This is a genomic window from Nonomuraea sp. JJY05, assembly GCF_043496855.1.
GTDB lineage: Bacteria > Actinomycetota > Actinomycetes > Streptosporangiales > Streptosporangiaceae > Nonomuraea.
The window spans coordinates 43,703-57,068 of record NZ_JBIEIS010000069.1; the positions used below are offsets into that span (position 1 = coordinate 43,703).

Annotated in this window: 11 protein-coding genes and 2 pseudogenes; 7 read left to right on the forward strand and 6 right to left on the reverse strand. The window is 70.2% G+C overall.

All coding sequences use genetic code 11. The annotated features are described in order from the left end of the window. Positions 1 to 34: 34 nt before the first annotated feature. Positions 35 to 2,089, reverse strand: coding sequence for a hypothetical protein (locus ACFKCF_RS57020; RefSeq protein ID WP_394505285.1), 2,055 nt, complete (start codon positions 2,087 to 2,089; stop codon positions 35 to 37). Between the two features lie 367 nt (positions 2,090 to 2,456). Continuing rightward, on the reverse strand, positions 2,457 to 3,263 hold the full coding sequence (locus ACFKCF_RS57025) for a DUF899 domain-containing protein (protein WP_394505287.1): 807 nt from the start codon (positions 3,261 to 3,263) through the stop codon (positions 2,457 to 2,459). Positions 3,264 to 3,325: 62 nt separating this feature from the next. On the opposite strand from ACFKCF_RS57025, the gene ACFKCF_RS57030 reads away from it, so the two are divergent. Continuing rightward, complete coding sequence (locus ACFKCF_RS57030; protein WP_394505289.1) at positions 3,326 to 5,461, forward strand: protein kinase; 2,136 nt, start codon at positions 3,326 to 3,328, stop codon at positions 5,459 to 5,461. Positions 5,462 to 5,571: 110 nt separating this feature from the next. Here the strand turns inward: ACFKCF_RS57030 and ACFKCF_RS57035 are convergent, their stop codons facing one another. Continuing rightward, positions 5,572 to 6,240, reverse strand: a complete 669-nt coding sequence (locus tag ACFKCF_RS57035; RefSeq protein ID WP_394505291.1) for a TetR/AcrR family transcriptional regulator — start codon at positions 6,238 to 6,240, stop codon at positions 5,572 to 5,574. A gap of 73 nt (positions 6,241 to 6,313) precedes the next feature. On the opposite strand from ACFKCF_RS57035, the gene ACFKCF_RS57040 reads away from it, so the two are divergent. After that, complete coding sequence (locus ACFKCF_RS57040; RefSeq protein ID WP_394505293.1) at positions 6,314 to 7,843, forward strand: FAD-dependent monooxygenase; 1,530 nt, start codon at positions 6,314 to 6,316, stop codon at positions 7,841 to 7,843. 159 nt (positions 7,844 to 8,002) lie between these two features. On the opposite strand, the gene ACFKCF_RS57045 is transcribed toward ACFKCF_RS57040, so the two are convergent. Beyond that, complete coding sequence (locus ACFKCF_RS57045; protein WP_394505294.1) at positions 8,003 to 8,749, reverse strand: FAD-dependent monooxygenase; 747 nt, start codon at positions 8,747 to 8,749, stop codon at positions 8,003 to 8,005. Between the two features lie 68 nt (positions 8,750 to 8,817). Here ACFKCF_RS57045 and ACFKCF_RS57050 point away from each other — a divergent pair, with 68 nt between their 5' ends. Beyond that, a complete protein-coding gene (locus tag ACFKCF_RS57050) occupies positions 8,818 to 9,162 on the forward strand; it encodes a hypothetical protein (RefSeq protein WP_394505295.1) in 345 nt (114 codons plus the stop codon). A 9-nt stretch (positions 9,163 to 9,171) separates the two neighbouring features. On the opposite strand, the gene ACFKCF_RS57055 is transcribed toward ACFKCF_RS57050, so the two are convergent. Beyond that, positions 9,172 to 9,810 (reverse strand): TetR/AcrR family transcriptional regulator, encoded by a 639-nt coding sequence (locus ACFKCF_RS57055; RefSeq protein WP_394505297.1) that lies wholly within the window; start codon positions 9,808 to 9,810, stop codon positions 9,172 to 9,174. A gap of 96 nt (positions 9,811 to 9,906) precedes the next feature. On the opposite strand from ACFKCF_RS57055, the gene ACFKCF_RS57060 reads away from it, so the two are divergent. After that, positions 9,907 to 10,905: an oxidoreductase gene (locus ACFKCF_RS57060; RefSeq protein ID WP_394505299.1), complete on the forward strand. Its 999-nt coding sequence runs from the start codon at positions 9,907 to 9,909 to the stop codon at positions 10,903 to 10,905. Positions 10,906 to 10,945: 40 nt separating this feature from the next. Here ACFKCF_RS57060 and ACFKCF_RS57065 read toward each other — a convergent pair whose 3' ends face one another. Next, the gene (locus tag ACFKCF_RS57065) at positions 10,946 to 11,935 is read right to left on the reverse strand and encodes an aldo/keto reductase family protein (protein WP_394505301.1); all 990 of its coding nucleotides are present in this window, start codon (positions 11,933 to 11,935) and stop codon (positions 10,946 to 10,948) included. A 343-nt stretch (positions 11,936 to 12,278) separates the two neighbouring features. On the opposite strand from ACFKCF_RS57065, the gene ACFKCF_RS57070 reads away from it, so the two are divergent. The 3 genes and pseudogenes from ACFKCF_RS57070 to ACFKCF_RS57080 form a co-directional block, all read left to right on the forward strand. After that, on the forward strand, positions 12,279 to 12,452 hold the full coding sequence (locus ACFKCF_RS57070) for a hypothetical protein (protein WP_394505303.1): 174 nt from the start codon (positions 12,279 to 12,281) through the stop codon (positions 12,450 to 12,452). Between the two features lie 84 nt (positions 12,453 to 12,536). Continuing rightward, positions 12,537 to 12,854 (forward strand): annotated as a pseudogene (locus ACFKCF_RS57075) (transposase); the annotation flags it as partial. Positions 12,855 to 13,091: 237 nt separating this feature from the next. After that, a pseudogene (locus tag ACFKCF_RS57080) lies at positions 13,092 to 13,366 on the forward strand (hypothetical protein); the annotation flags it as partial.

A 13,366-nucleotide genomic window follows, 5' to 3' on the forward strand; every position in this document is an offset into this window, starting at 1 on the left:
CTCCTCTGCTGCTTGCTGACCGGCCGGGCTGGTGCTAGCCGACCGGCTTGGCGATCTGGATGCGGTCGATGTCGGGCGCGTAGCCGGCGGAGGCGTTGCCGAACGTGATCGTGTTCGCTCCGGCGGCCAGGGTGACGTCCACGACGGTGGTTCGGTAGTTCGACCAGCCCAGCGTGTTGCGGAAGTAGTGCCGCTGGGCCGCGCCGCCGTTGACCGAGATGTCGGCGTAGCGGTCGACGATGTTGCTGTTGTAGTTGGTGGCGCCCTCGCCCAGCTCACCGTTGGCGTACGTGACGACCAGCCGGTAGCGGCCGGCCGAGGCGACGGTGACGTTGTTGAAGCGCAGCGTGTTGGCCGCGCCGGCGCCGACGTAGCCGACGTACTTCCCGCCCGAGGCGGCGGAGTTGGCCGCGACCCGGGCGGCGCCGCCCAGGGTGTTGGCGCTGGACTCGGCCTCGTACGCGGTGATCGTCCCCGACGCCGGCGAGACGTCGACATAGTCGACGTTGACGCCGGTTGCGCTCACGTCCAGGCGGTTGATCCCGGCGGTCAGGAACACCTTGGTGGTGACGGTGCTCCAGCTCGCGGCGGCGGGCAGGTTGACGTCGGTCAGGTCCGAGCCGTTGAGCCGCAGCCTGGCCACGCGGGCGGCGGAGGCCGAGTAGCGCAGGTCCACGTTGTAGTAGCCGTCCGAGGGGGCCGTGACCACGAACTTGGCGCCGCCGTCCGCGTAGGAGACCGGGCCGTAGGTGATCGCACCCGGCGCGGCGGCGTACTCGGCCTCGTAGCGGGAGCCGGCGGTCGGGTCCTTGTCCGGGGTCACGATCACGTGGTACGCCGAGGAGCCCTTCAGCCCGGTGAGGGGGATCGTGATCTGGCCGCCGGACGGCGTGAAGTCCGCCTCGGTGACCTTGTACGGGCCGGGGGAGGGGTTCAGCCCGGTGTCGTCGACGCCCCAGACGGTGGCGTGGACCGTGGTGCCCAGGGCGCCCGGGATGCCCTTGACGACCAGGTTGGTGTCGTACGTGCCGCCGGCCGGGTTGTTGCCGCCGAAGATCACCCTGGCCTGCTTCTTGCCCTGGTCGAGCGCGGCCAGGCCCTGGAGGGAGCCACCCGGCGCGGGTGGGGTGACGGTCACGGTGTTGCCGGTCAGCTCGCCGTACCACTTGTACAGCCACCAGCCGCCGGTCGCCTGGTTGTTCCTGGTGACCAGGTCGTTGAGCCCGCCGGCCGTCGTCCAGTACGCCAGGCAGGCGTCGACCTTGCTGTTCTCGAACTTCGCCACGAACTGCACCAGGTTGCCCGGCACGCCCAGATCCCCGGAGAAGCGCCCGTACTCGTTGATCGTGATCGGCCTGGGGGAGATGCCCAGGCCGGACTCGATCGCCCGGTAGTCGGCGTAGTGGGTGTGCCAGCTGGTGAAGAAGTCGTCGCCGAGCTCGTGCCAGGTGGTGACGTCCGGCAGCACGGCGTTGTCCCGGGCGAACTGCATGAACGTCCGGATGTCGGCCGAGCGGTAGCTCGCGAAGTTCGGGCCCGCGATGCGGGCGCCGGGGTCGAGGGAGCGGATCCGGCGGTAGACGGTCCGGTAGTCGTTCAGGAACCCGGCGAGGTTGCCGCCGTACCAGATCTGGTCGGGCTCGTTGAAGGGGACGTAGACGTACGAGGTGCGGTACGGGTCGGCGACGACCTTCCTGACCATCGTGTCGACCTTGGCCAGGTAGTCGTTGATGCCGAGGTTCTCGTACGGCCACTGCTTGTAGACGTCCTGCATGTAGATCTGGATCTCGCGGCCGCCGGCGCGCTTGAACATGGGGGCGATCTTGAGCGCGTCACCGTTCGGGTGCTGCAGGCCGTCGGGCGCCTTCTGCGCGGTGACCTGCGGTTTGAGGGCGGCGAGCATGGTCTCGTTCGGGATGCCCTCGTCGCCGAGCCCGTACAGGAAGCCGGTGGCTCCGTACCTGAGCGCGCCGGTCGAGCTGCCGAGATCGACGACGAGCTGAGACGCGGCCTGGGCGGGGGAGGCGTGCACGGCACCCGTCACCAAGACCACCGCCAGCATCGCTGACCAGGCATGTTTCCTCCTCATGGCGATACAACCTCCTTGCGTGCTTCGGGCGTTCGAGCCCTTGGGGGGACGTGGAGGTGCGCAGATGTGACCGGTCACATTTCTTGTTGCCTGAGTGTGACCGCTCACATTGCTGAGGAGAAGACCCTGTTACCAGGTTGTTACCGGCAAATATCGAGCAGGGGTCGAGTAGGTGGGCCCGGCGCCACCCTCCCGTTGCCCGACTGGGCGGTGGGCCCGCTGGAGCCCACCCCGGACCGGTGTCGCGTTCGGGCGATTGGTGGGCCGATGTCGGTCCTGGGGCGTGTCCCAGACGCGGAGCGGAGCCAGATCCTGGTAGATGAGCCGGCGTTCGCGGATACGCGGAGTGCGGGGCCAAGCCGGCCGGCTACCCCTGCGCCGGCTCGGCGGCGCCGTACTCGTCGTGCCAGTTCCACCACTGGTACGGCGGGGTCTGGGGATAGCCCTCGGGGGAGTCCTCCCACTCCTCTTGCCGCCCGAGCGCGGTCATGTCCAGGTAGCTCCAGGTGCTCCCCAGCGCCTCGTCGCCGCGGTTGTTGATGAAGTAGGTGCGGAACACCCTGTCACCGTCGCGGATGAACGCGTTGGTGCCGTGCCACTCGTCCACGCCGAAGTCGGCGTCGAACTCGTCGGTCAGGGTGTACCAGGGCATCGTCCAGCCCATCCGCGCCTTCACCCGCGCGATCTCCGGTTGGGGCGCGCGGGAGACGAAGGCGAGAGTGGTGTCGCGGGCGTTCAGATGGGCGAGGTGGCCGACATGATCGGCCACCATGGAACAGCCGACGCACGCGTGATCGGGCCAGCCGTGCACGCCGGGATCGAAGAAGGCGCGGTAGACGATCAGCTGACGACGGCCCTCGAACAGGTCCAGCAGGCTCGCCTTACCCGCCGGTCCGTCGAACTCGTAGTCTTTCTCCACCGCCAGCCACGGCATCCGCCGGCGCTCCGCGGCCAGCGCGTCCCGGGCGTGGGTCAGCTCCTTCTCCCTGACGAGCAGCCGCTGGCGGGCTGCCTCCCACTCTTGTGGCGTGACGATCGCGGGTGTCTGCATGATGTCGACCTTCCCATTCGGGTCCACGTTTCCCTGAGCATCCCCGGCGAGATGATCCTTCAACGCCTCCAGCGCGCCGGCTGCCGGTACGCCTGCCTCCAGGCGCGGCTTTCGCGTCATCATGCGGACATATACCTTTTGAGCAGCTGAGTGGATCCTCCCTGAGCCCAGGAGAAGATTGCCTCATGTCCGATCCGCGCCCGTTAGCCGAGAACGATCCCCGCCAGCTCGGGGACTATCGACTGATCGGGGTGCTGGGCGTGGGCGGCCAAGGAGTCGTCTACCTGGGCCAGGCCCCCTCGGGGCAGCGGGTGGCCGTCAAGACGCTGCACGCCCGGATGGCCTCCGAGCCCGAAGCCCTGGAACGGTTCCTGCGCGAGACCGAGATCGCCGGGTCCGTGGCGGCGTTCTGCACGGCACGGGTCGTCGCCGCCGGGATCGCCGGCTCGGCACCCTACCTGGTCAGCGAGTACGTACAGGGCCCGTCCCTGGAGGAGCTCGTGACCCGGGAGGGGCCGCGCACGGGCGGCGGGCTGGACCGGCTGGCGATCACCACCTTGGTCGCGCTGGACGCGATCCACCGGGCCGGCATCGTGCATCGGGACTTCAAGCCCGGCAACGTGATCATGGGCCAGGAGGGGCCCGTCGTCATCGATTTCGGCATCGCCCGGGTGCTGGACCACTCCACCACGGGGTCCGGCCTGATCGGCACCCCGGCCTACCTGGCGCCCGAACAGCTCAACGGAGAGCCGGCCGGGGCGCCCTCGGACGTGTTCGCCTGGGCCGCGACCATGGTGTACGCCGCCACCGGGCACCGGGCCTTCTCCGGCACGGTCACCGCGGGCGTCCTGAACGCGATCATGACCCGCGAGCCCGACCTGGCAGGCGTGCCCGCCCGCCTCCGTCCCCTCCTGGCCGCCGGCCTGGCCAAGGATCCCGCGTCCCGGCCGAGCGTCACCGACCTGTTCACCGCGCTCACCCACGAAACTCCCCTCCAGGACATGGGTGCCCGGCGTTCCGCAACTCCGCCGGAGAACGCCCCGCGGGGTGCCCGGCGTTCCGCACCGCGGCCGGAGAACGCCCCGCGCGGTGCCCGGCGTTCCGCACCGTCGCCGGAAAGCGCCCCGCGCGGTGCCTGGCGTTCCGCGCCGCCGCCGGAGAACGCCCCGCACCCCCGCCGCCGTCCGCCCGGCCTGGCGAAGGTGTTCGCGGCGGCCGCCGTCGTGCTCGTGATCCCCGTGGCCTTATGGCTCACGCCCGTACTGACCGGGGTTCTTCCCGGCGCCACCCCCTCCACCGCCGGCACGACCACGAAGCCCGCCGCGACGGGCGCGCCGTTCGGCACCCTGATCCGCGAGCCCGTCAACGGCTGGCAGTCTTGGGTGCTGTCCCTGGCGGTCGGACAGTGGGACGGCCGGCCTGTGGTGGCCTCGGGGGGCTACGACGGCACAGTGCTGATATCGGATCTTGCCACCGGCGCGCCTCTCCACTCCCCGTTCACGGGGCACCAGGGGCCGGTGTGGTCCGTGGCGACAGGGCAGGTGAACGGCCGCCCGGTCGTCGTCTCCGGTGGTCGCGACGGCACCGTACGCGTCTGGGACCAGACCACCGGCGAACCGATCGGCAAACCCTTCCAAGGCCATCGGGGCTCGGTCGAATCGGTGGCGGTCGGGCAGGTGAACGGCCGTCCCGTGGCGGTGTCCGGCGGGCTCGACGGTACGGTGCGGGTTTCTGATCTGGCGACCGGCGACCAGATCGGCGACCCGGTCGGCACCGGCACCGGCCGCGGCTGGGTGCTGTCGGTGGCGGTGGGCGAGGTGAACGGCCGCCCGGTCGTGGTCTCCGGGGACGTCGACGGCAACGTCCTCATGACGGACCTGGCCACCGGCACCCCCATGGCCAGACGCGTCAACGCTCATCAGGGGCCGGTCGAATCGGCGACGGTGGCGCGACTCGACGGCCGCCCGGTGGCGATCTCCGGCGGCGGGAGGGGCGATCACACGGTACGCGTCTGGGACCTGGCCACCGGCGAACCGATCGGCCATCCCTTCAGAGGCCACCGGAGCTGGGCGCTCGGCCTGGCCGCGGGGCAACTGAACGACGGCCGCCCGATCGTCGTCTCCGGCGGCTACAACGATCAGACCGTCCGGGTGTGGGACCTGGCGACCGGCAAGCCGATCGGCGAACCCTTCGACGACCACCGTGGCCTGATCGAAGCGGTGGCACTCGCACACCTGGACGGCCGCCTGGTGGCGGTCTCCGGGGGCAACGACGGCAAGGTCCGGGTATGGAGCCTGAGCTCGCCGTACCCGTCTCCATGAACGGAGTCCGTCTCCTCGACGCCCGTCACGCGCTTTCCGGCCTTGAAGACGGATCCATCCCCTTCTTTCGGACCGTCGCGGCGAGCCGGGTGAGCAAGGCGCCTGCGTGATCACGCTGAGGTCGTCGGCCCGGACACCCCCAGCAGCGGTAGCCACACCTCGTCCACGATCTCGACGATCGACTCGTCCGGCGCCGCGCGCATCGTCGTCAGCAGGTCGTGGCGCAGCAGGTCGAACGGCAGGTTCACCACGCGGGACGAGCCTGGCACGGCGGGCAGTTCGCCGCGTTCGACCGCGCGGGCGACGATCGTCTCGAAGGCGGTCGCCTGGCCCGGCGGGAGGAGGGTGTCGCGCAGCTCGCCGAAGCTGGTGCCTGCCTCGCGGAAGTAGTCCGCCAGCTGCACGCTCATGAACGTGATCGTGGGCGCGCGGTCAGCGTTGGCGTTGCGCAGGAAGCCGATCGCGTCGTCGCGGAGGCTGCCGGTGTCGGGCACCGTGATCGGCTGCCAGAACGTGGTGAGCGTGGCCAGCAGCAGGTCGTCGCGCTGCGGCCAGCGCCGGTAGAGCACGGGTCGGCTCGTGCCGGCGCGGGCGGCGATCGCTTCGTAGGTGAAGCCGTGGTATCCGTGCTCGACCAGCACGTCCCACGCGGCGTCGAGGATCGCCTCCTCGAGTTTGGGGCCGCGCCGACGCGACGCGCCGCCGTCGGCGCGACGTTCCGCCGCCCGCGCCCCGATCGCCCCGCTCTCACCCGCGATCCGCTCGCGCTTACGATCCACTTGCGTATCTTATCGCGGTGACTTACGGTGTCCGCCATTAGATACAGATGCGTATCCTAAGGAGGCGTCAGTGATGTTCGACGTCATCATCGCCGGCGGTGGACCCGCCGGCCTCTTTCTGGCCTGCGAGCTCCGCCTCGCGGGAGTCCGGCCCCTGGTGCTGGAACGACGGCCGGACCCGGACCTGGGGGACAAGGCACACGGCCTCGCCGGCCAGGTCGTGCGGCTGCTGGACCACCGCGGCCTCTTCGAACGCTGCGGGGGCCGAGGAGCACCGGCGCCCGCGCCCGGGTTCTTCTTCGGCGGGATGCCGCTGCCGCTGCACGTGCTCGGCAAGGAGAACCCGATGTATCTCCTGCCGGTCAACCAGCGTGATCTTGAACGGGTGCTCGGCGAGCGCGCGGCCGAACTCGGCGCGGATGTCCGGCGCGGTTGGGACGTGCTGTCCTTCGGCCAGAGCGATGACGGGGTCGACGTCGTGGCACGCGGTTCGGACGGAGTCGAGACGACCTTCACGGCCCGATACCTCGTCGGCTGCGACGGCGGCCACAGCCTGGTTCGCAAGCAGGCGGGAATCGCCTTCCCCGGTACCGGCGACGACCACGTGGTCGACCGGACGGCCCTCATCGGGCCGAGCGACCACTTCCGTTTCGCGCCGGGGGGACGGGTCGTGGTCGAGGGCCTCGGTGAGATCCCGGCGCACTTCCACCGCACCGAGCGGGGCGTTTTCACCCTCCTCGCGCACGACCCGGAGCGGCCGCTGGTCAACACGGCCGAATGGGAGGAGCGCCCGGCAGGCGATTTCCCGGGGCCGGGCGCGCCGATGACGCTTGCCGAGATGGAGGACAGCATCGAACGGGTTCTCGGAGTGCGCCTGCCCCTGGCTCCGCCGCCCGAGGGCGCGCCCACCTTGCTTCGCCGCCAGTGCGGCCGCAACTCCCGGCTCGCTGACCGTTACCGCGACGGCCGAGTCTTCATCGCCGGCGACGCCGCACACGTCAGCCACGGGCCGACCCTGAACCTGGCACTGCAGGACGCGGCCAACCTGGCCTGGAAACTCGCCGCCACCCTGCGGGGATGGGCCCCGGAAGGCCTGCTGGACAGCTACGGAACCGAACGCCGTGCGAGCGCCGAACGCGTGCTCATGCACACCCGGGCCGCGACCGCCCTGCTGGCACCCGGAGGCGACGTCACCGCTCTGCGCCTGCTCTTCGCGGAACTCCTCGGCCGCACCGAGAACCTGCACCTGGTCGCCGCCCTGCTCGCGGGCGCCGATGTCCGCTACGACATGGGTGAGGAACACCCCGCCGCGCCCACCGGCTGGTTCGTACCACCCCTTGACCTGACCACCGACGACGGACACCCAGGGCGCCTCGCCGAACTCCTGCGCGAGGCCCGCCCTGTGCTTGTCGACCTCACCGGCGGGAACGACCTCGCCGTCATCGCAGAGCCCTGGAACGACCGGGTGCACCGCGTGACCGCTGTCGCCGGCGATGCCCCGGCATCCGCGTTGCTCATCCGGCCCGACGGCTACGTCGCCTGGGCGGGCGCGGACCCCGACAGCCTGAAGGCGGCCCTCACCCGCTGGTTCAGCCCGGGCTGAGATCCACCGCATCGATGATCGCGCGGCTCGCTGGCCGTGAGAATTCTCTGTCATCGTGAGCAGTACGAGCGCGTGATCAGGCTCACGGGTTCGCGGGGGCCGGACAGGCCCAGAGTGAGGCCGAGCCGGTCGCCCGCGACCCCGTACGCCGGTTTCCCTCTACAAGGGCAGCAGCCGCATCAGTGCGTTGCGCGGCCCCGCCAGGCGACCGGCACCGGCCAGGCGGGTCATCCAGCTGGAGGCGTTGACCATCCGCTGCGCGGCCGGGCGCCGCCGCGCGTCATAGGAGAGCAGCGCCTTCCCCACGTCGCCGGGGTGCGTACGCAGGCAGGCGGCGAGCTCGGCCGCGTCGAGCAGGGCCTGGCAGGCGCCCTGCCCCAGCGCGGGTGTCATCGCGTGGGCCGCGTCTCCTATCAGCGCCACGTTCCCCGTGACATACGACTCCAGGGGTGGCGACAGGTCGTAGACCTCGTGCCGCAGCACGGCGCCCTCCTCGGCGGCCGCCAGCACGCGCGGGATGGGGTCGTGCCAGCCGGCGAAGCGTGCGCGCAGGTCGTCGAGGCTCTCGCGGACTCCTTCCCGCGTGCGTACGGGCGCGTACCAGTTGGTCACCCCCGGAGCCTGCGGCGTCATCCCGAACATCTGCCCGCGCCCCCAGCTCTCTCCGTAGTCCTGGGGCTCGAAGCCCTCGACCACGCCGCGCCAGGCGACGATGCCCGCGTAGCGGGGACGGGTCGCGGCGCCGAAGAAGGCCTGGCGCACCGCGCTGCGCACCCCGTCGGCACCGACCACCAGGTCGTAGCCGGCACTTAGCGCGGCGGGATCGGTGATCTCCACGCCTGTGCTGATCGTCGCCGGATCCGCCCGCTGCACCAGCATCTCGATCAGTGAGACCCGCGACAGCATGCCGACCGGGGCTCCTCCGCGCCGTTCGATGCGAGCTGCAGCAGGCTGAGATCGGCTCCGTCGACCAGTTGCTCGCGTTGCTGCGCCTGATGATCGAGCGGGCGATGACGATCAACCGATCCCGGATCCTGGCCCACCTCGAACTGCACGCCGAGGCCGCCAGGAACCCCCAGGTGCGGCAGACCCTGGCCCGGCTCTCCCGCGCCGACCTCGACCTGCACCTGGCCGCCCAGCAGGCCGCCGGCCTCCCGGTCACCCGCGAGAACGCCGCCATGGTGACCTTGGCCGCCAACAGCGCCTTGACCTACCTGCTCACCCAGCCGCCCGACGTGCTTGCCTCCTACGGACTCGACGACCTCGATCAGTTCCTGAGCCGCCTCATCGCCTCCGCCTACCCCCACCACCGCAGCTGACCGGCGGCCTCAACGTGCCGCCTTCGCCGGCTCGTCGTCGCGTCGTACCGGCCGCAGAACGCCGGCGCGCGCGGCGGCGAGCGTGACGCGCACGGCCTGGTCGGCGGTCGTCTCGTCGACCGGTTCGGCGGTGATGAGCAGACGCAGGTAGATCGGCGCGGCCAAGGTCTTCAGCAGCTCGGCGGGGTCGGTGTCCCGGGGCAGTTCGCCGCGCTCGATGGCGTGCGTGACCACCGGTTCGGCCCTCGCGAGCCGGTCGTCGAACACGTGGCGCCGGGCTGCCGCGATCTCCGGAAGCTGGGCGGCCCCGGTGAACATGGCGGCGAGGATGGCCTGGCCGGTCGGACTGGTGAACGCCCGGGCGAGTGAGCGCGCCAGTGCCCGCAGGTCGGTCTCGATCGCTCCGGTGTCAGGGACGGGGATGTCCAGCGCCATGTGCTCGGCCAGGGCGTCGGTGAGCAGGCTCTCCCGATCTTTCCACCGCCGGTACACCGTCGTCTTGTGGACTCCGGCGCGCCGGGCCACGTTCTCGATGGTCAACGCGGCGTAGCCCTTGTCCACGAGCTCGGCGAGTGTGGCGGCGTGGACGGCGGCGCGTACTTTGGCGCCGCGGCCGACCGGCCTGGCGGTGGAGTGATCGGACTGCATTGCAACTCCAAGTTGCGATATACGGAGGCGGCTGACAGGATGAATCTATCGCAACTCGAAGTTGCGATAAGTTCTTTCTTTTCAAGGTGGTACATCATGCGCAACTCTCCCCCCGGGACCCTCCGTACCATCCCCGACCAGACCGGACGCGTCGCCGTGGTGACCGGAGCCAACAGCGGCATCGGCTACGTGACCGCCCGCGAGCTGGCCCGCCGTGGCGCGCACGTCGTGCTGGCCTGCCGCGATCCCGAACGCGGCCAGGCCGCCCTCGCCCGGATGCGGGGTGAGGTGCCCGGCGCTCACGTGGAACTGCGCCGGGTGGACCTGGGCAGCCTGACCTCCATCCGGGAGTTCGCCGCGGGTTGGGACCGCGACCGGCTCGACCTGCTGGTCAACAACGCCGGGGTGGCGATGGTGCCGTACGCGCTGACCGCCGACGGGTTCGAGTCGCAGTTCGGCGTCAACCACTTGGGCACCTTTGCCCTGAGCGGCCTGCTGCTGCCGCATCTGCTCGCCGCCTCCGATCCGCGGGTGGTCACCGTCAGCAGTGAGGGCCAGCGCTTCGCCCGCTTCGACCTCGACAACCTCAACGCCGAACGCGGCTACCGGACGGCGTTCGCCTACGTGCAGTCCAAGCGGGCCAACCTCTACTTCGCGATGGAGCTGCAGCGCCGGGCCGACGCCGCCGGGCAGCGGCTCCGCAGCATGGCCGTGGCGCCCGGGCTCACCCGCACCAACGTGCTCACCGGCGGCGCCAACAGCGGCAGAGGACGGCTGTATGCCACGCTCACCCGCCTCCTGGTGCGCGTGGCCTTCCGGCCCGTCCCGGAAGGGGCGAAGACCTCCCTGTACGCGGCGACCGTGCCGGAATTGCCCGGTGGCAGCTACATCGTTCCCGACGGGCTGCTGCAACTGCGCGGACAGCCCACCCGTCGCACTCGCGAGCGCGCCATCGGCGACACCGCCACAGCCGCACACCTGTGGGAACTGTCCGAACGCCTGACCGGCGTCACCTACGCCCTGTCCAGCGCCCCGGCGTCCGCGGGACGTCCTCGTACCACTGCGATTCGCCGGGGTGCCGAGTGGGCCGAGTGACAGCCGAGATGCGACCGACCGGCCCCGATCCGCCATTCCTTTACGGGCTCGTCGTCAGCGCCGGGTCGGTTTCGACGACGCCGTCGAGCGCCTGATCGATGCGCCCCATAAGATCGGCGTCGAGCCGGACCCCGGCCGCTTCGACGTTCTCCCGCACCTGCTCGGGCCGCGATGCCCCGATGATCGCCGAAGCCACGCCGGGGCGCTGCAGCACCCAGGCCAGTGCGAGTTGTCCCAGGGACAGCCCGGCCTCCTCGGCCAGGGGGCGCAGCCGCTGCACCCGTACCAGCACGTCCTCACGCAGGAAGGGCTGGATGAAACTGCCCGAACCGCTCAGGTCAGCGCCGCGCGACCCGGCGGGCGCCGGCTGCCCCGGCCGATACTTGCCCGTCAGTACGCCCTGCGCGACAGGGGACCAGGCGAGCTGCCCGAGCCCTTCGCGTTCGCAGGCCGGCACGACCTCGGCCTCGATCACCCGCCACAACGCGCTGTACTGCGCCTCGTTGGAGACCAGCGGCACGTGCAGCTCCCGGGCGAGCGCGGCGCTGCTCGTGATCTGCTCGGCCGTCCATTCGGAGACGCCGACATAGAGCACATGGCCCTGCCGGACCAGGTCGGCGAAGGCCAGCATGGTCTCCTCCAACGGCACCGTCCGGTCGAATCGATGCGCCTGGTACACATCGAGATAGTCGGTGCCCAGCCGCCGCAGCGACGCGCGTGCCGACTCCATGATGTGCTTGCGGCCGAGACCTTTGTCATTGGGCCCGGCCGGACCGGTGGGCCAGAACACCTTCGTGGATATCTCCAAGCTTTCCCGCCGCTGTCCTTTCAGCGCGCGGCCGAGCACCGACTCGGCTGCGGTGTTCGCGTACGCGTCCGCGGTGATGAACGTCGTGATGCCCGCGTCCAGCGCCGCCGTGACGCAGGCTCGCGCACGTTCTTCCTGGTCCGGGGCATCGTACGCGAGCCAGTGCCCGTAGGAGATCGCGCTGACGAAGAGGCCGCTACGGCCGAGACGACGAAATTCCATGCATTTAAGTTAGTCCTTCATTTCGAGTGCCCGAGCCTTTGTCGAGCCGATTTGACAAATTAATTCGAGCTGCTCTTCAAGTGAATTGAGAGAGCATATTGAAGTGGATCTGTCAAATGTCGCGCTGAAGATTCATGGGACCGGTTCGAGCTCGGCACGGCGCGCTCGCACTCCAGACCAAGAGGCGGCGTTGGCACGCGATATCGCGCCGACTGATGGACGAAGCCTCAGCTTGACTCTGTCGGGAATCTTGAAAACATCCGGCATGTCCCGAAGGGCGACTGATCAGTAACTGTGAGGCTTCTGGGGTCGGCGAAGTCGGTCATTCCCCCGAGGTGGACAGGTGTCTCTTCTGGTTCGTCCCCGGTCCGCGCTGAAGGTCGCGGAGCTCACCGCCCAGGTAGCACGAGCGAGTAATCCCCGTGGCACCCCGGCCATGTGGATCCGCGACCGGCTGGACGGGTTATGGAACGATGAGGACTTCGCGCAGTGGTATCCCCGCGACGGCCGGCGGTGACACGGCCGGGACTCTCACCCGCCCAGCTGGCCACGGTGAGCGTGCTGCAATTCGTGCTGGACCTTCCCCGGCCGCGATGCCGCCGGGGCCGTGCGCTGTCGCATCGACTTCAAGTACGCGCTCGGCCTCGAACTGGACGACCCCGGCTTCCACCACAGCGTGCTCGGTGACTTCCGTGACCGCCTGCTGCAGGACGGGCGGGCGGACCGGCTTCTCGATCTGGCCCTGGCCCGTCTGAAGGAGGCCGGACTGGTCCGCGAGCGCACCACCCAGCGCACCGATTCCACCCATGTCCTGGCCACCGTGCGCGACCTGACCCGCCTGGAACTGGTCACCGAGGCCGTGACGAGGCCGTGCGCGCAGCCCTGGAGGAACTGGCCCGCACTGCCGCTCACACGCTGAACGGCTTGGTCGATGAGGACTGGGGACGCCGCTACGGCCGGCAGGTCCGCCTGGGCAAGAACCCCACCCGGCCCAAGACCAGGATCAACACCACCGGGGCAGATGCCCGTCGCCTGCTGCAACACCTGAGCCGAAACCATCCCGGCCTGCTGGGCGGCCCCCAGGTGCAGGCCCTGCGACAGATCCTGGTGCAGAACTACTACTGCGACTCCACCGGGCGGCTGCGCTGGCGTGACGATGACGACGATAGCGGTCTGCCGCCCTCGCCCAGCGGAGGCCAAGCGGATCATCTCGCCCTACGACCTGACGGCCCGCTATGCGCGCCGGGGGCAGGTCACCCGTTGGCAGGGCTTCCTCGCGCACGTGACCGAGACCTGCTCCGGCGACGACCCCAATGTGATCACGGGCGTGGTCACCATGCCCGCGACCAGCGCTGACACCGAGGTCCTGCCCGGCATCCACGCCCGGCTGGAACGCCGGGGCCTGCGGCCCGAGCAGCACCTGGTCGACGG